General features: G+C 47.9%; 17 protein-coding genes. 7 read left to right on the forward strand and 10 right to left on the reverse strand.

Features of this window, described 5'->3' with window-relative positions; genetic code table 11:
- Positions 1-9: 9 nt before the first annotated feature.
- Together NDA01_RS07805 and NDA01_RS07810 are read right to left on the reverse strand one after the other, a co-directional pair.
- Positions 10-855 (reverse strand): ABC transporter permease, encoded by an 846-nt coding sequence (locus NDA01_RS07805; RefSeq protein WP_190436952.1) that lies wholly within the window; start codon positions 853-855, stop codon positions 10-12.
- Between the two features lie 324 nt (positions 856-1,179).
- On the reverse strand, positions 1,180-1,713 hold the full coding sequence (locus NDA01_RS07810) for a hypothetical protein (RefSeq protein ID WP_348227490.1): 534 nt from the start codon (positions 1,711-1,713) through the stop codon (positions 1,180-1,182).
- 38 nt (positions 1,714-1,751) lie between these two features.
- Between NDA01_RS07810 and ruvB the strand changes: the two genes are divergently transcribed.
- The 3 genes from ruvB to NDA01_RS07825 all read left to right on the forward strand — a co-directional run bounded on the left by ruvB (position 1,752) and on the right by NDA01_RS07825 (position 4,736).
- A complete protein-coding gene (gene ruvB, locus NDA01_RS07815) occupies positions 1,752-2,885 on the forward strand; it encodes a Holliday junction branch migration DNA helicase RuvB (protein WP_190563708.1) in 1,134 nt (377 codons plus the stop codon).
- Positions 2,886-2,919: 34 nt separating this feature from the next.
- Positions 2,920-3,816, forward strand: coding sequence for a methyltransferase domain-containing protein (locus tag NDA01_RS07820; protein ID WP_348227491.1), 897 nt, complete (start codon positions 2,920-2,922; stop codon positions 3,814-3,816).
- A gap of 77 nt (positions 3,817-3,893) precedes the next feature.
- Complete coding sequence (locus NDA01_RS07825; protein WP_348227492.1) at positions 3,894-4,736, forward strand: tetratricopeptide repeat protein; 843 nt, start codon at positions 3,894-3,896, stop codon at positions 4,734-4,736.
- Between the two features lie 27 nt (positions 4,737-4,763).
- Here the strand turns inward: NDA01_RS07825 and NDA01_RS07830 are convergent, their stop codons facing one another.
- Entirely contained in the window at positions 4,764-5,567 is an 804-nt protein-coding gene (locus NDA01_RS07830; protein WP_348227493.1) for a TIGR01548 family HAD-type hydrolase, read from the reverse strand.
- 122 nt (positions 5,568-5,689) lie between these two features.
- On the opposite strand from NDA01_RS07830, the gene NDA01_RS07835 reads away from it, so the two are divergent.
- Entirely contained in the window at positions 5,690-5,989 is a 300-nt protein-coding gene (locus tag NDA01_RS07835) for a 30S ribosomal protein PSRP-3 (protein ID WP_190436966.1), read from the forward strand.
- A 112-nt stretch (positions 5,990-6,101) separates the two neighbouring features.
- Here the strand turns inward: NDA01_RS07835 and NDA01_RS07840 are convergent, their stop codons facing one another.
- From NDA01_RS07840 to NDA01_RS07860, 5 genes are all read right to left on the reverse strand, one after another.
- On the reverse strand, positions 6,102-6,278 hold the full coding sequence (locus tag NDA01_RS07840; RefSeq protein ID WP_348227494.1) for a WD40 repeat domain-containing protein: 177 nt from the start codon (positions 6,276-6,278) through the stop codon (positions 6,102-6,104).
- A 16-nt stretch (positions 6,279-6,294) separates the two neighbouring features.
- Complete coding sequence (locus NDA01_RS07845) at positions 6,295-8,124, reverse strand: tetratricopeptide repeat protein (protein ID WP_348227495.1); 1,830 nt, start codon at positions 8,122-8,124, stop codon at positions 6,295-6,297.
- A gap of 261 nt (positions 8,125-8,385) precedes the next feature.
- On the reverse strand, positions 8,386-8,799 hold the full coding sequence (gene atpC, locus NDA01_RS07850) for an ATP synthase F1 subunit epsilon (RefSeq protein WP_348227496.1): 414 nt from the start codon (positions 8,797-8,799) through the stop codon (positions 8,386-8,388).
- Between the two features lie 105 nt (positions 8,800-8,904).
- A complete protein-coding gene (gene atpD / locus NDA01_RS07855) occupies positions 8,905-10,362 on the reverse strand; it encodes a F0F1 ATP synthase subunit beta (protein ID WP_190436974.1) in 1,458 nt (485 codons plus the stop codon).
- Positions 10,363-10,714: 352 nt separating this feature from the next.
- On the reverse strand, positions 10,715-11,677 hold the full coding sequence (locus NDA01_RS07860) for a hypothetical protein (protein ID WP_348227497.1): 963 nt from the start codon (positions 11,675-11,677) through the stop codon (positions 10,715-10,717).
- Between the two features lie 789 nt (positions 11,678-12,466).
- Between NDA01_RS07860 and groES the strand changes: the two genes are divergently transcribed.
- Positions 12,467-12,778, forward strand: a complete 312-nt coding sequence (groES, locus tag NDA01_RS07865; RefSeq protein WP_190436980.1) for a co-chaperone GroES — start codon at positions 12,467-12,469, stop codon at positions 12,776-12,778.
- Between the two features lie 142 nt (positions 12,779-12,920).
- Positions 12,921-14,561 carry a chaperonin GroEL gene (groL, locus tag NDA01_RS07870; protein WP_190436983.1) on the forward strand — a complete coding sequence of 547 codons (1,641 nt, stop codon included), beginning with the start codon at positions 12,921-12,923 and terminating at the stop codon, positions 14,559-14,561.
- Between the two features lie 897 nt (positions 14,562-15,458).
- Here the strand turns inward: groL and NDA01_RS07875 are convergent.
- Positions 15,459-15,857, reverse strand: a complete 399-nt coding sequence (locus NDA01_RS07875) for a hypothetical protein (RefSeq protein ID WP_348227498.1) — start codon at positions 15,855-15,857, stop codon at positions 15,459-15,461.
- Positions 15,858-16,593: 736 nt separating this feature from the next.
- The gene (locus NDA01_RS07880) at positions 16,594-16,767 is read right to left on the reverse strand and encodes a PCP reductase family protein (RefSeq protein WP_190563729.1); all 174 of its coding nucleotides are present in this window, start codon (positions 16,765-16,767) and stop codon (positions 16,594-16,596) included.
- Between the two features lie 811 nt (positions 16,768-17,578).
- Here NDA01_RS07880 and NDA01_RS07885 point away from each other — a divergent pair.
- Entirely contained in the window at positions 17,579-19,291 is a 1,713-nt protein-coding gene (locus tag NDA01_RS07885) for a cellulase family glycosylhydrolase (protein ID WP_431193345.1), read from the forward strand.
- Positions 19,292-19,406: the final 115 nt, after the last annotated feature.

Below are 19,406 nucleotides of genomic sequence, written 5' to 3' on the forward strand. Positions count from 1 at the left end.
TAAGCGGCCTTAAAGGACATCTGCGAAAGCTGGACGTAGCCTCTGGTAACACCACAGACCTCCCAAAAAAACGACCAGAGACACCAGTGAAGCAGTGCCCCATTCACCCCAGTGATGGACTTCTCCGACTAGGACTAAATCTCGGTAAACCTCAACGATCGCAGTGAAGGGATTTAGCCAAAAAATCCAAGCTCGCCATTGTTCGGGAATAGCAGAGGCTGGATAGATAATGGGTGTTACGTAAAACCAGAGATTGAGGATCACTGCCAGCGTTTGAGGGATGTCTCGCAGAAAAACGGTGAAGCCAGCAAACAGGTACCCCAACCCTGCTGTTAATAGCAGTTGAGGGATCCAAACCAGTGGTAATAGCCATAACGTGCTATGTATCGTCTGAGAAGTTATGGCAACCATCAAGATTAAGGCCATCAGGCCCAAGGTACTCTCCAAGAAGAGGGATAGAACTGGAACCAACGGTAACAGCGCTAGAGGAAAGACGACCTTTTTGACTAGGTTAGGTTGAGTAATCACTGACGCTGCACCTTGGGCGACCCCAGTGGAAAAGGGAATCCAAGGAAGTAGCCCTGCGAACAACCAAAGGCCGAAGGTTAAATTGTTGTCAGGTAATCCTTGTATGCTCAGCTTGACCTTGAGGACAATTGAGAAAACATACGTGTAAATTAGTAGCTGAGAAATTTGGTTCAGCAAAGGCCACAAATTTCCCAAAACAGAACCTTTGTAGCGAGCTTCTAGATCTCGTTGCACCAGTGCTTTAAGCAGGTCTAGCTTGGCCCACCACTTGGGGGCAATTGGTAACCAACGAGCTAGGTTGCTAACTCGTCGAACTACTCCTTTCATTGGTCTGATCAACTTTCACGTCCTCACCCACTGCCTACACACCAAACATTGCTCAGCTCAAGGCTCTCGGTCTGTTTATGTTGCTAACTACGAAGCAATCTGCATTAGATCAAGATCGAATCCGTAATTCACTTCTTACCTATGAAGGTAGATCAAACGTCTGAGTTCCTGTCGCTGCGTGAAACACAGGGCTGGATAATTTGATCTAGGTTCTTGTAGCCTTGATCTGTGGTCCCGATAACATACCTTAAGTTAAGATTTTATTCAAATTCTGCCTTAAGTACATCTAAAATTCTGAGGCCGAGTATGGGCTTGGTGATGCAATTACGCTAAGGCTTGCTGGAGAACCTGCTGAATGACTTGACGCTGCTCCGTGTCATAGCCCCAGCGATCTAAAAAGCTTTGGTATGGGCCTTGGCCAGCAGTGATGCTATGGATCAAGCTTTGGCCTTTGACTTGCACTGCGGGTAATTGTAGTAGCCGAATTAAGCGCTCAGTGCGCGATCGCACGCGGTCAGACTCTTGGGCAGTCGCTTCATTTTGCTGGCGGCGATGGAATACGGCCATTGCAGCAGACATCGCTAAGTTCTTGATCAGCAACTCAGCCACTATTTCTGGGGCAGAGCGCAGAGCCGTCAGAACTGCTGTATCCGGATTATCTGCTATGGTTCCGGAATCGGTGAGATAAGTTACGAAAAAGCCACGAGCCCCTGCTTCGCTGCTGACTAAAGCGGCGATCGCCCGCTCTACTTCTGCGGCTGACAGGGTACCCTGTTCCATATGAGCTAATAGCGATTGTGTCAGGGCGATCGCTTGCTCAAACGTCATTCCTTCGGGAACTGTAAACACAGATGTCATTGTTTTGAGCGAATCTCTGAGTATGATGATACTCAACTATGGCAATTATCTCTTCTAAACAACAGCCATCGGAACCAGATCGGCGAACGGAAGGTAAGCCCCGTTCTCGTCAGGTTGCTGTTAGTAGTGGTCCCCTCTTGGCCACTGCCACGCCAGAGTCGCTGGTGCAGCCTGAAGCTTGTCCTGAAGAAGCTGGCAAGCAGGAAGAACGGTTACGACCTCAGTGCCTGTCTGAGTATGTCGGGCAGAAAGATCTCAAGGAAGTGTTGGCGATCGCGATTCAAGCGGCCAAGGCTCGCGCCGAGACCTTAGATCACTTGTTGCTCTACGGGCCACCTGGCTTGGGCAAAACCACGATGTCGCTGATTTTGGCATCAGAGATGGGAGTCGCTTGCAAAATCACCAGTGCCCCCGCTTTAGAGCGTCCACGTGACATTGTAGGGCTGTTAATCAATTTGCAGCCTGGAGATATTCTATTTATAGATGAAATTCATCGCTTGCCTAGGGTGACAGAAGAGATTCTCTATCCAGCAATGGAAGATTTTCGGCTAGATGTCACGGTGGGCAAAGGCCAGAGTGCCCGAACTCGTAGCATTCCGCTGCCACCCTTTACCTTGATCGGCGCTACGACACGAGTTGGCGCGTTAACTTCTCCGCTGCGCGATCGCTTCGGTCTGATTCAACGACTGCGCTTCTACGAATTGGATGAGTTGACTGAAATTGTGCGTCGAACCGGTCTGATTCTTCGCACGGATATTACCGATGAAGGGGCGGCTGAAATTGCTCGCCGTTCTCGGGGGACGCCACGAATTGCCAATCGACTGCTGAAGCGAGTGCGTGACTATGTAGAGGTCAAGGCAGCAGGCACTGTCACTCAGGCGATCGCGGCTGAAGCTCTGGAACTCTACAACGTCGATCCTTGTGGCCTTGACTGGACCGACCGTCGCCTACTCAGTGTCATGATTGAGCACTTCAATGGTGGCCCTGTTGGGTTAGACACGATGGCTGCTGCGACTGGGGAGGACTCCCAAACTATTGAAGAAGTTTATGAGCCATACCTGCTGCAAATTGGCTACCTAAATCGCACATCTCGGGGTCGCATCGCCACCACTGCCGCTTGGAAGCACCTAGGTTATACTCCTCCCGATAGCCAGCTTCCCCTGTTATCCTGAGCCTTTCATCTCCAAGGAAATCCAAGGAAAAGTTATGTTGAATTTCATCAAGAGAGCCAAGAATCTAGTTCCCAGTTCATCCACATCCCTGGCATCCCCTGAGCAAAATTCAGCATCTCCGACCAATCCATCTGCTTCTGCCCTCGCAGAACCGGGCCTAAAACTGGACTCAGTTAATCCTGGTCAAGTTGCAATTTTAGCGAATATCGATCCGGTAGATAGTCAAGGGCCTGAAGTGGAACAGAAGAGTTTTGCCAAAATCAACCGAGAACTCATTGCCAACAACTATTTGACCGGAACAGGTATTGAGATTGGGGCCTTAAATCATCCCCTTTATGTACCCAGCAACGCTCAGGTCAAATATGTAGATAGAATGTCGGTCCCAGATTTGAGAACTCACTATCCTGAGTTGAATGCGGTAAATTTGGTCGAAGTTGACATTATTGACAACGGGGAATCCCTCACAACTATTGCTGAGGCGAGCCAAGACTTTGTCATTGCCAATCACTTTATTGAGCATTGCCAGAATACGATCGCATCGCTGTGTAGCATGCTGCGGGTGCTAAAAATCGGTGGAGTGTTGTATCTCGCTATTCCAGATAAGCGTTATACGTTTGACTGCGATCGCGCTGTGACCCCAGTTGAACACATCCTGAGGGATTATGAAGAAGGGCCAGAGTGGTCTAGAAGGCACCACTTTGAGGAGTGGACCCGAATCGTCAACAAAATCCAGGATGATCACGAGGCCGAAGTACAAACCAGTCACCTGATGGCGATCGACTACAGCATTCACTATCACGTTTGGACCCAAACAGAATTTCTAGACCTACTTCTGACGATGAAAAAGACGCTAAATCTAGCGTTTGAACTAGAATTATTTTGTAAAAATGGCGATGAGATGATCGTGATTCTGCGAAGGTCTGAAGCGTAAGTTTCAGAGCCCAGAGTTACGAAGAATTGCCACAAGAATTGCTACAAAGTTTACAGAGTCAGTCGAGAGCTACCTCAATGCGATTAATATTGGCTTTGCTGTGCGGGCTATGGATCGGCATCGCTACTTGGTTGGGTAGCGGGGATTTACCAACAGCTCAGGCTGCTACATTGTCTGCATCTAGGCCCGCTCTGGAGATGCCGACGCAGGATGTGCAGGCAGAAGTTAATGATTTGTTTCAGCGGGCGTTTGCTGCTACTAACGTCGGTGACTTTGCAACGGCTGAAACTTACTGGACTCAAATTCTTGATCGCCTGCCCAACAATGCCGCAGCTTGGAGTAATCGTGGCAATGCTAGGGTTAGCCAAAACAAGCTTGAGTCTGCGATCGCAGACTACAACAAATCAATGGAGTTGGCTCCAGACGCTCCAGACCCTTATTTGAATCGGGGCACGGCTTTAGAAGGGTTAGGACGCTGGGAAGACGCGATCGCAGACTACAACCACGTTTTAGAACTGGACCCCAATGATCCAGCGGCCTTTAACAATCGAGGCAATGCTGAAGCAGGGCTAGGCCAGTGGGAAAGGGCGATCGCAGATTATCGCCATGCTGCTGATTTAGCACCAGACTACGCCTTTGCACGAGCCAATTATGCCCTAGCAGCCTATCAAGCAGGCCAAACCGACGAAGCGATCCGTACGATGCGGAACTTGGTGCGGAAGTATCCTAAATTTGCTGATATGCGAGCAGCCCTGACTGCGGCCCTATGGGTGCAAGGCAAGCAGGGTGAAGCTGAGAGTCAGTGGGTTTCAGCAGTGGGTCTAGATTCCCGCTATAAGGACATTCAATGGGTTACGACAGTCCGACGTTGGCCACCCGCAATGGCGACAGCATTAGAAAAGTTTTTGTCTTTGAACTAAAAACTTTTTTGTCAGCTCGTCACGTTACTATGAACCCATCAGCTGGCGGATGGTGTCAGGAGTGAGTTGCTCAACCTGCTCAAAAACCGCGATCGCCCCTGCTTGTTTCAGTGTTGTAGCGTAAGCTTCTCGGGGCTCTGGGGTAGTTTGGACATGAGGCGGTAAAACCCCAACTGCCAGCCAAGTGCGATCGGGTTGAATTTGCTGGGCTTTAGCGATCGTTTGCATGTCTGCAACGGTGTCCCCCACGTAAAAAACAGGCGTTGTTGCTGTAGCGGAGCCTTGGGTTTCCCAGTGCTCCACGGTTTTTAATAACCCAGTGGGGTCAGGCTTTCCGGGGGCATCTTCCATCGCCACAAGTAACGGTGACTTTAACCCCATGCGGGCTTGGAGAACATAGGTTGCGGAAATTCTGGTGGCACCGCTGAAAAAGCCCCAGCCGATATTGGCTTGGCTTAACTGCTCAATGTAAGCCGCACTCATCAGCAAAGGCTCTTGGCAAATATAGCCAGTCAAATGGTTGGGGTCTGGACCACGATAGCGACTCTGGAAAAATGCCACTATTTCTTCGTAGGCACAGTCCAGTTCATTTTGCCCTTGAGTTTGAGAATAGCGACGAATTAGCTCTTGTGAAGCCTCCCAATCGTTATTCCAGATGCCTTCTGACTTGAGGGCATCCATATCCTCCGAAGAAGGGCGATAAGCTCCCTGGGTAAAGTGCTCGACGGTGTCTGCTAAGGCGCGACGGTATGAGCCACTCACGTCCCGCACGACGCCGTCAATGTCGAATACCACAATGGCATTGAATGCTGCTTCAGATGCTTGAGTCAATGATTCGCGCCTCCTAAGGTCAAGTCCCTGCAAGATATCTTGTCAGATACGGGGGACAGTAAGGTAAGATGATCGTTTGTGGAGTTACGCAAATAGTTTAAGGCTGCCTGCTGGAGGTTTGATTGTCGAAGTTTATCTTAAAGATTCTCTGGTTAGAAGAGAACGTTGCTCTTGCGGTTGATCAGGTTGTTGGTAAAGGTACCAGCCCTCTGACTTCTTACTTTTTCTGGCCTCGTAATGATGCTTGGGAACAACTCAAGAACGAACTGGAAGCCAAGCACTGGATTGCTGAAACCGATCGCGTCGAGCTACTCAACAAAGCGACCGAAGTGATTAACTACTGGCAAGAGGAAGGCAGACGCCGTCCCATGTCGGAGGCTCAATCTAAGTTTCCTGAAGTTACTTTTACAGGTAGCGCCTGATTTTTATCGGCTCCTGACTCTTTGGCGCAGCTTAAATCCGTCCAGCACCAACATGGATGGAAAGCGCCTTTTTTTGTGGAAAAAATTCTTGGAGCCGAACTGTGGTGTTTGGTCATGCATCCACAGTCAGCATTAATTGGCCTGTATCAACGTGCCAGAGCTTGATGGTCCTATCATCACCTCCAGTGGCTAATAGTTGACCCTTAGGACTAAAGGCGATCGCGACTACAGGCCACACATGACCCCCCTGGGTATTTTGTAGAACCTTGAAAAAGTGTTCTAAGGCCACCAGCAAATTAGTGCGGCTAGTTGGGTGAAATAGATCGAGCAATCTCCACAGCTTGATTGAGCAATTTAACTGCTTCTTTGGTTTGCCCTGCCTTGGCGTACTGACGAGCGATCGCACTCAGGGCTTCAGCTTTGAGCACCTTACCAAACTCATCTACGCCCATTTGAGCAGCGGTGTTACGTGCCTGAGTAAATTGTTTTGACTCAGTGTATTCACGAGCAATCATCAGCAACAGGCGATCGCGATAAGCAAGGCTATAAGCGCTGGCCTGTAAGCGTTCCTGCATGATTGACTGTGTCGCCTGGGCTTTCCAGTTGAGGTGTAGAGTCGCTTGTCTTGCCCATTCCAAATTGCCAGACTCGATCGCTCTTTCGAGAATGTCGTAAATGACTTCAGCTTTGTTTTGATACCCAAGCTCCTCAATTGTTTCGGCTATCTGAAGTGCTTTAGTATATTGCCCGATTGACATGTATTGCTGAACAATTACAAGCAGCGCCTCGTCTCGATGCCCCCTGTCAAGGCTGTTGGCAAACTGAAGGGCCGATTCAAACTGGCCTGCTTCGGCATAGAAAGCTACGATAAGTGGTGTTAACGTTCCATAGTTAACATAAGATCTATAATCAACCTCAGCAATATCACCAGCGGGTAAATCGATTTTGCCATCTCGCACCATCTGAGCGATTTCGATCGCTCGATCTACTTGTTGTATGTTTAGATAGCCCTTGATAATTCCAGTAAGTGCAGAATTTGCTTCAGAACCATCTTCAACTTTTAAGTTCAGAGCCGCTTTTAGACTTGATAGCGCTTCGTCAAGAAGTTTCGTTGCCTCTACGTCTTTCTTGAGCGATCCGTAAATATTAGCGATCGCAGCTAATTTATCAGCGCGCTTAATCGGTGATGGAATTCTTTGTACAAGCGCAGATATCTCCTGCAAAGCCTGGAAAACCTCATCGTTAATATCTAAGTTTTGTCCAGTAAGTTTTTCCGCCCTACAAAGATCGAGAATTGGTTTCAGCTCCCCTGGGCTTAAAGTATTTCCAATTACCCATCCTGCATTCCGACCAAGTAACTTTGATTTCCTGAAACACTCAAAAAGAGTGCGTTGCGCTTTCTCTTCAGGAGATTGATTGTTCAAAGAGTGATCTTCCGTCGGCTCAATTTTTGAAGCTAAGTTTTGAAACCGATTTGCCTGCTCAAGGTCTCTTGTTTCTTTGTAATGGTTAGCTAAAGCAAGCCAGATTGTTCTAGCTTCGTTAAATTCTTTAGTTCTAAAGTAGAAATCAGCTAATCTCCGCTGGATTGCAATCTTTAATTTGACCAAGCCTGGTTCGTTTGGAAGATTGCTGTCCGACATGATACCCGCAATATATGAAAAATATTGATCGCCAAAAGCGGTTGCAACTTGAAAGGCTGTATCATATCGGCCTACTTGAGCATGTTTGAGGGATGCTACTGCAATCCAAGTTGTAGGGTAACTCCTACTAGAACCAGAGGGTTCTGGCTCGCAATATTTAGTTGCCTTCAGAATGCTTCGAGCCTGGGAAAATATCTCTGAGCTTTTAATCTTTTGTCCGACAAATGCATACTGACCTGCAACACCAGCCAAAAGTCTAAGTTTGGGGCAAGGCTCTACTAGTGATTGATTAAGAGATAAAGAGTCTTCTAGTAGATCAATAGCCTGGTTTTTTTGCCCGATAGTGGCATAATCCCCAGCAAGAGAAATTAACAGCTCAGCTTCGGCGAGAGCTAACTCAGCCTTTTCTTGTGAAAGTGCGATCGCACTTGGATGAATTAAGTTCAGTAATGGAGCTAATACAAGCGAGGATAAAATAAGCCGAAGTCTCATCTCTAATGCCCCTACTGAATCTTAATTAATTTGTTGAGCCTTTCTAGATTCAAGCTTGAGGTAGAAATTTCTCTAACGAAACCTTGAAAATAACTTCAGAAAAGCTTGGTTCGGCAACAGTCTAGCAGCGCAACATAGAAGGAATTTTGTGATTTTATGTGCCTTTGGTGAAGCTCTTATCAAGATTAGTAAATTGCGTAAAAAAACTCCCTCTAGCGCAAGACCAAAGGGAGTTAAGACTGAAAAGTATTTAAGGCTCGATTAAAGCTGCACCACACCACCTGCGGCTTGCAGACGGGCTCGGGCCCGCTTGAGAGCTTGGGTGGCTTGAATTTGTTCTTGACGGGTACCGTTTTGTACTTGGTTGACGCGAGCTTCTGCTTCCGAGTAGGCAGCGCGAGCTTTGTCTAGGTCGATCGCTTCACCGCGTTCTGCACCATTCACCAAAATAGTGACTTCATCGGCTTCGATCTCTGCGAAACCACCCATCAGGGCGATCGCGACCCAATCCTTACCAGGACGGACGCGCATCACGCCAGTTTCCAAGGCGGTGAGTAGGGGAGCATGGCCGCTCAGGATGCCCAATTGCCCAGTAGTGCTAGGCAAAACAACTTCCTCAGCCGTAGAATCCCAAACAGTTTTGTCTGGGGCAATTACACGTACAGTTAATGTCATAGGTTTCTCCAGGGCTAGGGAATAAGAGTGGGGGACTCAAGGCCAAAGAAGCAAAATTTGGATTCGTAGCTCCTCACCTCGCGTCCCTTACCTCTCATCTCGTTGCTATTTGCCGTCTGCCTTCATTTTTTCGGCTTTGGCGATCGCTTCGTTGATGTCTCCTACCAGGTAGAAGGCTTGCTCAGGAAGCGCATCCAACTCGCCACCCAGAATCATCTGGAAGCCTTTAATCGTATTCTCGATCGAGACATACTTACCAGGAGAACCTGTAAACACTTCTGCGACGAAGAAGGGCTGAGACAAGAAACGCTCAATCTTACGAGCCCGCGCTACGATCACCCGGTCGTCTTCAGACAATTCATCCAAACCGAGAATGGCAATGATGTCTTGCAGTTCTTTGTAGCGCTGTAGCGTCGACTGGACTGCACGAGCGGTGTTGTAGTGCTCATCTCCAACAATGCTGGGTTGAAGCATTGTGGAGGTAGAGTCGAGAGGATCTACCGCAGGGTAAATACCTTTGGAAGCGAGACCCCGTGAAAGTACGGTGGTTCCATCCAAGTGAGCAAAGGTGGTTGCAGGTGCTGGGTCGGTCAAGTCGTCCGCAGGCACATAAACCGCTTGAATCGAAGTAATCGAACCTTCGGTGGTAGAGGTAATCCGCTCTTGCAGGTCACCTACGTCAGTACCGAGCGTGGGCTGGTATCCTACCGCAGAAGGCATCCGACCCAACAGCGCTGATACTTCAGAACCCGCTTGAACGAAACGGAAAATATTGTCGATGAACAGCAGTACGTCTTGCTTGTTGACATCGCGGAAGTACTCAGCCATCGTCAAAGCAGTCAGACCAACCCGCATTCTAGCTCCGGGTGGTTCGTTCATCTGACCGTACACAAGAGCAATCTTAGAATCGTTGAGGTTGTCCTTCTTGATAACCCCGGATTCCATCATTTCGTTGTAGAGGTCATTCCCTTCGCGGGTGCGCTCGCCTACACCACCAAATACGGACACTCCCCCATGCTGGGTAGCGATGTTGTTGATCAATTCCATCATGATGACGGTCTTGCCTACACCAGCACCACCAAATAGACCAATCTTGCCACCCCGACGGTAGGGGGTCAGCAGGTCGATCACTTTGATTCCGGTTTCAAATACGGAGGGTGTTGTCTCCAAGTCGGTTAACTTGGGAGCGGCACGGTGGATGGGGAAAGTTTCTTGAGTATCAACTGGGCCTTTGTTGTCAATGGGCTCACCCAGCACGTTAAAAATTCGGCCTAGGGTAGGAGCACCGACGGGCACGCTGATGGGAGCGCCTGTGTCAACGGCTTCCATTCCACGCACCAAGCCATCGGTGGAACTCATGGCGACGGCACGAACTTGGTTGTCGCCTAGAAGCTGCTGCACTTCGCAAGTAATAGCAACGTCTTGTCCCGCTGCATTTTTACCTTCGATCTTTAAAGCGTTATAGATCCTCGGCATCTTACCGTTAGGAAATCTAACGTCTAAAACGGGACCGATGACTTGGGAAACGTAACCAACATTTGTCTTTTCTGCCGTGGTGACCATGCTCGCGCCTATGTTGTGAACAGCTATTTCGAGTACTTAAGGACAGTCTTAAAAGTCGCCATCCTCCAGCTTATCACTGAAGGGGAATCGTAAATCTTTTTGAAGTTGGACTCAGTTTCACACTTCTATAGCCGTCCTAAATGCTTCATAAGTTTATCGGATTGTGAGAGGTACACTCTTCACAACCCAATTGGGATTGCTATATCAAAATTGAAGTTGTAAATGCGATCGCTCTGCAACGGTCAGGAGCAAATTCTGATTGAGAGCGGGATGGAGTTACAGAAACGATTGTTCGGTAATAGCGTTCAGCAAAGGTGTTCAATAACAAGTTGTTCAGTAACGAGGATTAAGTTTAGGGTTGGCGATCGCGCTTTCGCCCTCTTAGCCAAGCTCCAATTCCCAATACGCCCAATCCCAGCAGACTGCCAACAGAACTGGATTCAGGAATTACAGTCGGGTTAGTCGTTGGAAAGAGGTTGCCGTAAATTTGCACATTGATATCTGATGACTTATTCCAGCCACCCCGCCCTGATAAACCACTAGCGCCATAAGTTCCTGGTAGACCCAGGTTATTGGAGTTCCAGGTGCCAACATAATCTGGCGTACCCTGCTTAATCCGCAGTAGCCGATAGAAATCATCTGCTCCTGCTGAGGGGGAGCCACTTAAAGCAGCATTGGATGCATGAAGGACAGGAAAGACATTCCAAGTGTCTAGGCTAGTAAAGCCATTGCCATCGACAAAGAACTGGTACAGTTGGCCTCCCTCAATCGCCCAATTGAGACCCGTAAAATCTATTTGCCAAATCTTACGGTATAGCTGAACTGGTTCTGCCCAATAGTTTCCACCATCCACATAGGTGACTTGAGAAATCTTAATCTGGGGGTCAGAACCATTGGTTGGTCCACTGTGGACTGTGCTCAATCCAGCTGCTCCTGAGTCTACCTGACCACCCCATAAGGTGAAGCTCTGCCAGAAGTTATTAGGAATCGTTGCTGCTGTATTCGCAACTCCAATCACTGCCCACACTCGCAAGGTGTCAACTAGATACTTTTGTCCTGCGATGCCAAACGAAAAGTCGTCGCCCAAGGGGTAAGAGTAGCCAGAGCCTATGCGATCGGCAAATCCCCAACTAATATTGCTACGGTCTGGATCAAAGGCAGGATGATTGGGGGCTGTATTATTGATGTTTTCGTTGGGTAATCCCCGGTCGAATAGTAAGGTTGCCTGAGCATCAGAACCAAAGCCCGTTGCTAGCGCTAGTGCTAGGAATAGAGATTGAAGGGCTGTACCTGTAGAGATCCCCATAAAATTCATGGTTCTCGAAAATGCATGATGGGGTTGGAAGTGGCCCAACCGAACTCTTTCCGCGACTGGGTAAAGCTGGCTAGGAAAGCTATAACTAACTGTGGCTAAACCAACTAACTGTAGATCAACTGAATCTGCTTAGGTTGCGATCGCAAGTACAAACTCTAAACCGAACTTCCAATGTTAAGTTGGCATGTCCTGATTTAAGAGCCCTAGTGTCCCTACGTAGAATTATCCAAAAAAATACATTCCAACTCTGATTGTAAAGGGTGAATGAATTTAAGCTTAGGTTGGATAAAAAGCTTTGGTAGCTAAGGCTACAAGGCTGAAACCTGATTTTTGATCATTCAGACCTATACGAATATTCAGGATTGAATTTCTGAATCAGCCAGTAAAAACACGGTATGTAGGACTTGATACAAAATTTAATTTTGCCCGTTTTTAGTCAAGAGCCAGATAAGAGGCTAAAAGCAGCACGAGCGCTTTAAGTGCATCAGCTCGAAACGATTAACACACAGGGATAGTAGCGATCGCCTATCGGTAAGACTGCAACCAGCAACAAATTTTAAGTTCGGGAACCCGTACAGCCGAATCAGTTGCAATCGTATCTGACCTTGGGTAGATTAGCACTCAGGGATGGAGAGTGCTAACGCCTCAATCCCCCGGATCAGATCGACCTATGACTGTGGACAAAAGCTTAGTGCTACAGCATGGGTTACGACATTTCAGGTTTGGCTTGACTAGACTGGGCCTGCCGAAATTGAACTGGATCTAAACCTGTAGTGTGGAGAATTTTTTATGGCAGCTGTATCTCTAAGCGTTTCTACCGTTAAGCCTTTGGGCGATCGCGTATTTGTTAAAGTCAGCGCGGCTGAAGAAAAAACCGCAGGTGGCATCCTTCTGCCTGACAACGCTAAGGAGAAGCCTCAGGTTGGAGAAGTTGTCCAAGTAGGTCCTGGCAAGCGTAACGACGATGGTGCTCGTCAGGAACTCGAAGTACAAATTGGGGACAAAGTACTGTACTCCAAGTATGCAGGGACCGACATAAAATTGGGTACCGAAGAGTACGTATTGCTCTCTGAGAAAGATATTCTCGCGATTGTTTCATAGTTTAGAAATCATTAGCCATTAACTGCTGAGGGTTGAACAAAGCTGCATCCTAAAGCTGGCACGAGTTAATTGCTAATTGCTAAACGCCAAAGCTTTCAAGATTCCATCTAATTCGTTGTCCTCATTACTGAACTTAAATCCTATGGCTAAGCGCATCATTTACAACGAAAACGCTCGTCGTGCTCTAGAAAAAGGCATGGACATCCTGGCTGAAGCTGTGGCTGTCACCTTGGGTCCCAAAGGCCGCAACGTAGTTCTAGAGAAGAAGTTCGGCGCACCCCAAATCGTCAACGATGGTGTCACGATCGCCAAAGAAATTGAACTTGAAGATCACGTTGAGAACACTGGCGTTTCCTTGATTCGCCAAGCTGCTTCTAAGACCAACGATGCAGCGGGTGATGGTACTACTACTGCAACCGTGCTGGCTCACGCCATCGTCAAGGAAGGTCTGCGTAACGTGGCTGCGGGTTCCAATGCGATTTCCCTCAAGCGCGGTATCGACAAAGGTACAGGCTTCTTGGTGGACAGAATTAGAGAGCACGCTCGCCCTGTTGAAGATTCCAAGGCGATCGCGCAAGTCGGTGCCATCTCTGCGGGTAACGACGATGAAGTTGGCCAAATGATTGCCAACGCAATGGATAAGGTGGGCAAGGAAGGCGTGATTTCCCTAGAAGAAGGGAAGTCCATGACCACCGAACTAGAAATCACCGAAGGGATGCGCTTTGATAAAGGCTATATCTCTCCCTACTTCGCTACCGACACCGAGCGGATGGAAGCAGTTCTAGATGAGCCTTTCATCTTGATCACCGACAAGAAAATTGCTTTGGTGCAAGATTTGGTGCCCGTACTAGAGCAAGTGGCTCGTGCTGGTCGCCCCTTGGTCATCATTGCAGAAGACATCGAGAAAGAAGCGCTCGCAACTTTGGTTGTGAACCGTCTACGTGGTGTTCTAAACGTTGCGGCTGTTAAAGCTCCTGGCTTTGGCGATCGCCGTAAGGCCATGCTCGAAGACATCGCTGTTCTAACTGGTGGTCAACTGATTACCGAAGATGCAGGTCTGAAACTAGATAGCACCAAGCTAGATAGCCTAGGTCGCGCTCGTCGCATCACCTTGACCAAAGACACCACCACCATCGTCGCTGAAGGCAACGAAGCTCAAGTCAAAGCTCGTGTTGAGCAAATCCGCCGTCAAATGGAAGAAACTGATTCTTCTTACGACAAAGAGAAGCTGCAAGAGCGTTTGGCTAAGCTAGCAGGTGGCGTTGCAGTCATCAAAGTCGGCGCAGCGACCGAAACCGAAATGAAGGATCGTAAGCTCCGCTTGGAAGACGCGATCAACGCAACCAAGGCTGCGGTTGAAGAAGGCATCGTTCCTGGTGGTGGCACCACCTTGGCTCACCTCTCTCCTCAACTAGAAGAGTGGGCAAACGGCAACCTCAAGGGTGAAGAACTCACAGGTGCTTTGATTGTGGCTCGCGCCCTAGCTGCTCCCCTAAAGCGCATTGCTGAGAACGCAGGCCAAAACGGTGCGGTCATTGCTGAGCGCGTCAAAGAGAAGGACTTCAACGTCGGCTTCAACGCCGCCACCAACGAATTCGTTGACATGTTTGAAGCTGGTATCGTTGACCCCGCGAAAGTGACTCGTTCCGCTCTGCAAAACGCAGCTTCCATCGCTGGCATGGTGCTAACCACCGAGTGCATTGTGGTTGACAAGCCTGAGCCTAAGGATGGCGCTCCTGCTGGTGCTGGTGCTGGCATGGGCGGCGGCGACTTCGACTACTAAGTCTTTCGCCAATCATTTAAGTCAATTAGTCCCAAGGGTAGGAGTTGGTCATGTACCGCTCCTACCTTTTCTTTTGCAGTTTTTTAGCAACCAAAGTGATCGCGATCGCCCGCATCAAAGCTAGGCTGCTAGTTACCCATATAAGGCTCGCCGGACAACAGGAAGACTAGGAACATACTTATCCAGGCTAGAGCCACCAAATAGATTAGAAGCGCTAAAGAATTTAGTAACAACTGCGATACGCTCTGCCACACCTCCCGCTTCTGCCTCACTGTTGTGATGACCTTCAGAACTCCTGTAATGATTAGTGGAAGAGTCGCGAGTGCTGCTAGAAGCAAGCCACAGAAAAGAGCGAGAGCTGGGAAGAAGGGTATTTTATGGAACGCAGCAGACGCCAACATTATTAAACTAGCCACAACCAGCAAACTGGCACAAGCAAGTTCTCCGATCAGGCATTTTTTATTCAATTTTGCTTGCCTCTGGCCCCTAAGAGCGCCTTTGACAATTAATACCCCATGCAATCCTGGCGATCCTATTAGTATGCCTACAAAGAAGATATTGTGTTGAGCTGCGATCGCTGCTAAAAGCAAACCACAGAGAAAACCGAGGGCTGGGAGGAACGGTCTTAGCTTGGACACAAAAGACCTCAGCATCATTAAACTAGCCAAAACAAGCAAACTAACACAGCCAAGCGCTACATTTAGGCTTTGTCTACCCGTTTTGGTTTGTCTGTGAGACCTGGATCTAATCCACCCCATCTAACTGCTACGTCAACCCTACTCAGAATTCCTCAAATTACTATTCATATTTGAAACAGAGAGTGATTGTTTGTACTAATCAAAGGGATGATCGTTACTAGACCATCCCTTCAAACGCCACAGCAATACCTACTGCTTATTAGTAAGACGATGGGATGTTCTGAGTCATATCTTTTTCGGGCAGGTGTCGTTCTCGCTTATCTATATCTGTTATCAGCTTTATTTTGCTTTTTTCGACTTCTAGGTTAATCATTAATCGACCACTAGTCATTTGCATCGCTGTAATACAGAAAAGTGTAGAAACCCACAGTATGCAGATAGCAGCTATGGACTGCCAATCAAATAGCCCAAGCTTAGAACTTTGACTAATCTCTTTCTTTTGGGCCAGTTGTAGTTCTCTATCAGTTGACAATGCTTGCTTTGAAAGTAAATGTTTGGGCTCTAAAGTGGGGGCGATCGCGTCAGAATTCTTCTCGGCCTTTTTCGATGCAAGGCCATTAGCTGCCACCTTTAGAATCTGGGCCATAAACTTGTTCATTTTCAACTCCACAATTGAACAAGTTCTTCGCAGCCTGTGTAACGGCTAACCTGTCAACATTTTTCTGTGCTATACAAACAAAAGATCAGCATTCAGGCTATTCATTATCGAAAATATTTGAAATTGGACACCTTTTGGTATACACATGTGAGAGTCAAAAGTTAGACTCTTGTTATGCTTGAGTGTATAGGTACCTAAATCCAGGCGTACAACTAAATACTGCGATCGCTTCAGAGCAATGGACTTTGAAGAAAACTTTCCCATGGTGTTTAGTGCACACAGCCAGAGACCTTATCTTCGATAAGGTCTCTGGCTGTGTAGATTGATAGAGATTGAAGACTTAAATTCTCAGTAATATCTAATAGCGATCGCGTCAGAATTCTTCTCGGCTTTTTCGATGCAAGGCCATTAGCTGCTACCTTTAGAATATGAGCCATAAGCTTGTTCATTTTCAACTCCACAATTGAGCAAGCTCACTCTGCCTGTATAACGGCTAACCTGTCAACATTTTTCCGTGACATACAAACAAAAGATTGCATTCAGCTCAAAAGAAGCTTTAGATTACGGGCCAAGAAATATACAAAGCTGACACTATTTCCTTCACTAATAAGCTTTGTAGACGGTGTGGCAGTTAATGCGTTTTATTAGCTTTTATCAGCTCTTCATATAAAGCCGATGAATTTATTGACAGCATTTATCCAGGAATTGATCGCCCCACACAAAGCAGGGCAATCATTTAATTAGAACCAAATTTTTGTTTGGCTTGCTCGTAGACTTCGACCGTGATTTGGTTGATGCCTGCCTCTTGAGCAAACTTCTCGATTTTTTTGCGGGCAGCTGGACGAACAAAGAAAGGAATCTCTTTGAGACGGGCTTCTGCGTCGGCGGTCCACTGAATTGCATCACTCATCGTCTGTATCTCCCATCGGCTCATTGATTTGGGCTTTGCGCCATTTTTAGAGCGTAGACTTGCCTGGAACAGATGGCAAGAAAAAATCCAGACTTAAATTATTTTTATACCGTAAAGTTACCGAGCTCAGCCGACAGAGTGAAAAAGCCGCTAGCTTTAGGCTTGAAGCACCCTAGTATAAAAAATTACAACTCATTATTCTTGGTTTGCGGTTCTATTTTTAATTGGCTAAGTAATTTTAGGGATGACATAGCTTCATCAAAAATTTAGATTTGTGTCGTTAGTGTGAAGTTGACTCCAAAAAGTGTGAAATCAGTCAGAATAGTGCTGAATTACCAGGGTGCTGAAGCTATATCCGTTATCTTGAAAGCCGTTGCGCTAGAACAACGGCCTTCCTTCCCTCAGTTGTGTGCGCTCTGAAGTAATGATCACCTCTGATCACACGAATTCTGTTACCAATAACGTCTACTCGTTCGCGCCGAACGATTGCAGATAATCCGAGTCCAGTCGTAAGGTTAAGCGCTAATTGATGATGTTCGATTGTTGATGGAATTTTTGGTTTAAGTTTTTCTCATTCAAATTAAGGCGATCGCCCCAACTCAATTTAGCTGTACCAGCTATACCAGTCTTCCTTTCTGCATTTTGTGGAAACACTGTTTCCGCTGGCTTTAGTCTTGGCATTGTTCTCTATCCAGTTAAATAAATATCCCTCTGAGCCCTGCTCAGATAGTCACTTGGGCTGACAACATTCACACTGCTTTGGAATTCAACTTTGCCTAACTCCACGCGACATCGTAGAGGAGGCAATCAGATGGCACGTCAAACGACACTGCAACAGCAATCTGCTCAAAGCCAGCTTGTGGCTCAGCGTTCTCGCACCGCTCGCTTTTGGCGGTCCTTTTATCGAGGAGCCTTTGTACTTTCGGTCCTTGGTTTCACCTTACAACCGGGTGCAATGCAAGTTGCCGATGCAGCCACCAATGCTCAACTGCCGCTATCTACGAAAGGATCTCGGATTGTGGATGCTAGCGGTCAGCCAGTCCTGTTACGAGGAATCAACTGGTTTGGCATCGAAACTGAAACCCATGCACCACATGGTCTGTGGGTGCGAGATTACAAAGAAATGCTGGCTCAAATCAAAAGCCAGGGTTATAACCTAATTCGCCTACCTTACTCGGTGCAATCGTTGCGATCGAGCACTGTACAAGGGGTTGATTTCAGCATCGGCAGCAATCGCGAGCTGCAAGGCAAAACTCCCCTGCAAATTATGGATTTGGTGATTCAAGAAGCCAATCGTCAAGGATTGCTGGTGCTCCTCGACAGTCATCGACTCAACGATCAGCAAATCCCTGAACTTTGGTATGGAGATGGCTTTACCGAAGCGGACTGGATCGACACTTGGAAAATGCTGGCCACCCGCTACAAGAACCAGTCGAACGTGATTGGTGCTGACTTGAAAAACGAACCGCACGGTCGGGCGAGCTGGGGCACAAATGACCCTGCAACTGATTGGCGACTAGCGGCAGAACGAGCGGGTAAAGCGATTCAGGCGATCGCACCGCATTGGTTAATTGTGGTAGAGGGTGTCGAGAAAAACGTCGCAGGACAACAACTTGCTAACCATTGGTGGGGCGCTAACTTAGAAGGCGTGAAGAATAACCCGGTACGTTTACCTGTGGCCAACAAGCTAGTGTATTCTCCGCACGAGTATGGTCCTGGTGTTTTCAACCAAGCTTGGTTCTCTGATCCAACTTTCCCCAACAACCTGCCAACCCGTTGGGAAACTGGATTCCACTACATTGCCACTCAAGGAATTGCGCCCATCTTGGTTGGGGAGTTTGGCGGGCGACAAGTCGATAGCACCTCCAAAGAGGGGATTTGGCAACGCAAATTTGTTGAGTTTATTAACCAGAAAAATCTCAGCTTTACCTACTGGAGCTGGAACCCCAACAGTGGTGATACGGGTGGCATTCTGCAAGATGACTGGCGCACTGTTAATGCTGCTAAGCAACAACTTTTAGGTTCGTTGCTCTCACTGGCCACTGGTGTGGTTGGTTCTACCACCAATCAGATTGGCAGCACGATTCCCAGTCCTACGCCCAGCCCAACTCCTACCCCTAGCCCGACTCCCGTACCCAGCCCCAGTCCGAGCCCAACCCCCAGCCCAGCTCCTGCTCCCAGTCCAAGTCCATCTCCAACGCCTACTCCCACACCTACGACTTCCACTGCACTGAAAGCAGAAGCGATTATGCAATCCGATTGGGCTTCTGGCTTTTGTACCAATCTGCGTGTGACCAACTCTGGCACAACGAATAGTAGCTCTAACTGGCAAGTCACCTTCCAGATGAATCAAGCCGCGATCGCCAATAGCTGGAATGGCAATTTGGTGAAGCAAAGCACAGGTTATGTCGCCACGGCTCCAGATTGGGCCAGAGTCATTGCGCCAAACCAAACCCTAGAGATGGGTTTCTGCGCCAACAAACTCGGCACCGACTATAAACCCACTCAAGTAACGGTGAAATAACCAGCGATCGCAATTTGTGCTTCCACTTTTCTCTAGCCAGTAATTGAGTTGCCACGTGCAACATTGTGAGGGCGAATCCCCATTCGCCCCTACCTGCACCTTCACTTGGATTCAT

Source organism: Trichocoleus desertorum AS-A10, from assembly GCF_039962155.1.
Lineage (GTDB): Bacteria > Cyanobacteriota > Cyanobacteriia > FACHB-46 > FACHB-46 > Trichocoleus.

Bases quoted from the DNA above. Each gene is read 5' to 3' on its own strand.
- NDA01_RS07825 (WP_348227492.1), top strand. From the start codon at position 3,894: ATGCGATTAATATTGGCTTTGCTGTGCGGGCTATGGATCGGCATCGCT.
- NDA01_RS07860 (WP_348227497.1), bottom strand. From the start codon at position 11,677: ATGAATTTTATGGGGATCTCTACAGGTACAGCCCTTCAATCTCTATTC.
- ruvB (WP_190563708.1), top strand. From the start codon at position 1,752: ATGGCAATTATCTCTTCTAAACAACAGCCATCGGAACCAGATCGGCGA.
- NDA01_RS07845 (WP_348227495.1), bottom strand. From the start codon at position 8,124: ATGAGACTTCGGCTTATTTTATCCTCGCTTGTATTAGCTCCATTACTG.
- groES (WP_190436980.1), top strand. From the start codon at position 12,467: ATGGCAGCTGTATCTCTAAGCGTTTCTACCGTTAAGCCTTTGGGCGAT.
- NDA01_RS07805 (WP_190436952.1), bottom strand. From the start codon at position 855: ATGAAAGGAGTAGTTCGACGAGTTAGCAACCTAGCTCGTTGGTTACCA.
- NDA01_RS07810 (WP_348227490.1), bottom strand. From the start codon at position 1,713: ATGACATCTGTGTTTACAGTTCCCGAAGGAATGACGTTTGAGCAAGCG.
- NDA01_RS07875 (WP_348227498.1), bottom strand. From the start codon at position 15,857: ATGAACAAGTTTATGGCCCAGATTCTAAAGGTGGCAGCTAATGGCCTT.
- NDA01_RS07880 (WP_190563729.1), bottom strand. From the start codon at position 16,767: ATGAGTGATGCAATTCAGTGGACCGCCGACGCAGAAGCCCGTCTCAAA.
- atpC (WP_348227496.1), bottom strand. From the start codon at position 8,799: ATGACATTAACTGTACGTGTAATTGCCCCAGACAAAACTGTTTGGGAT.
- NDA01_RS07820 (WP_348227491.1), top strand. From the start codon at position 2,920: ATGTTGAATTTCATCAAGAGAGCCAAGAATCTAGTTCCCAGTTCATCC.
- NDA01_RS07885 (WP_431193345.1), top strand. From the start codon at position 17,579: ATGGCACGTCAAACGACACTGCAACAGCAATCTGCTCAAAGCCAGCTT.
- groL (WP_190436983.1), top strand. From the start codon at position 12,921: ATGGCTAAGCGCATCATTTACAACGAAAACGCTCGTCGTGCTCTAGAA.
- atpD (WP_190436974.1), bottom strand. From the start codon at position 10,362: ATGGTCACCACGGCAGAAAAGACAAATGTTGGTTACGTTTCCCAAGTC.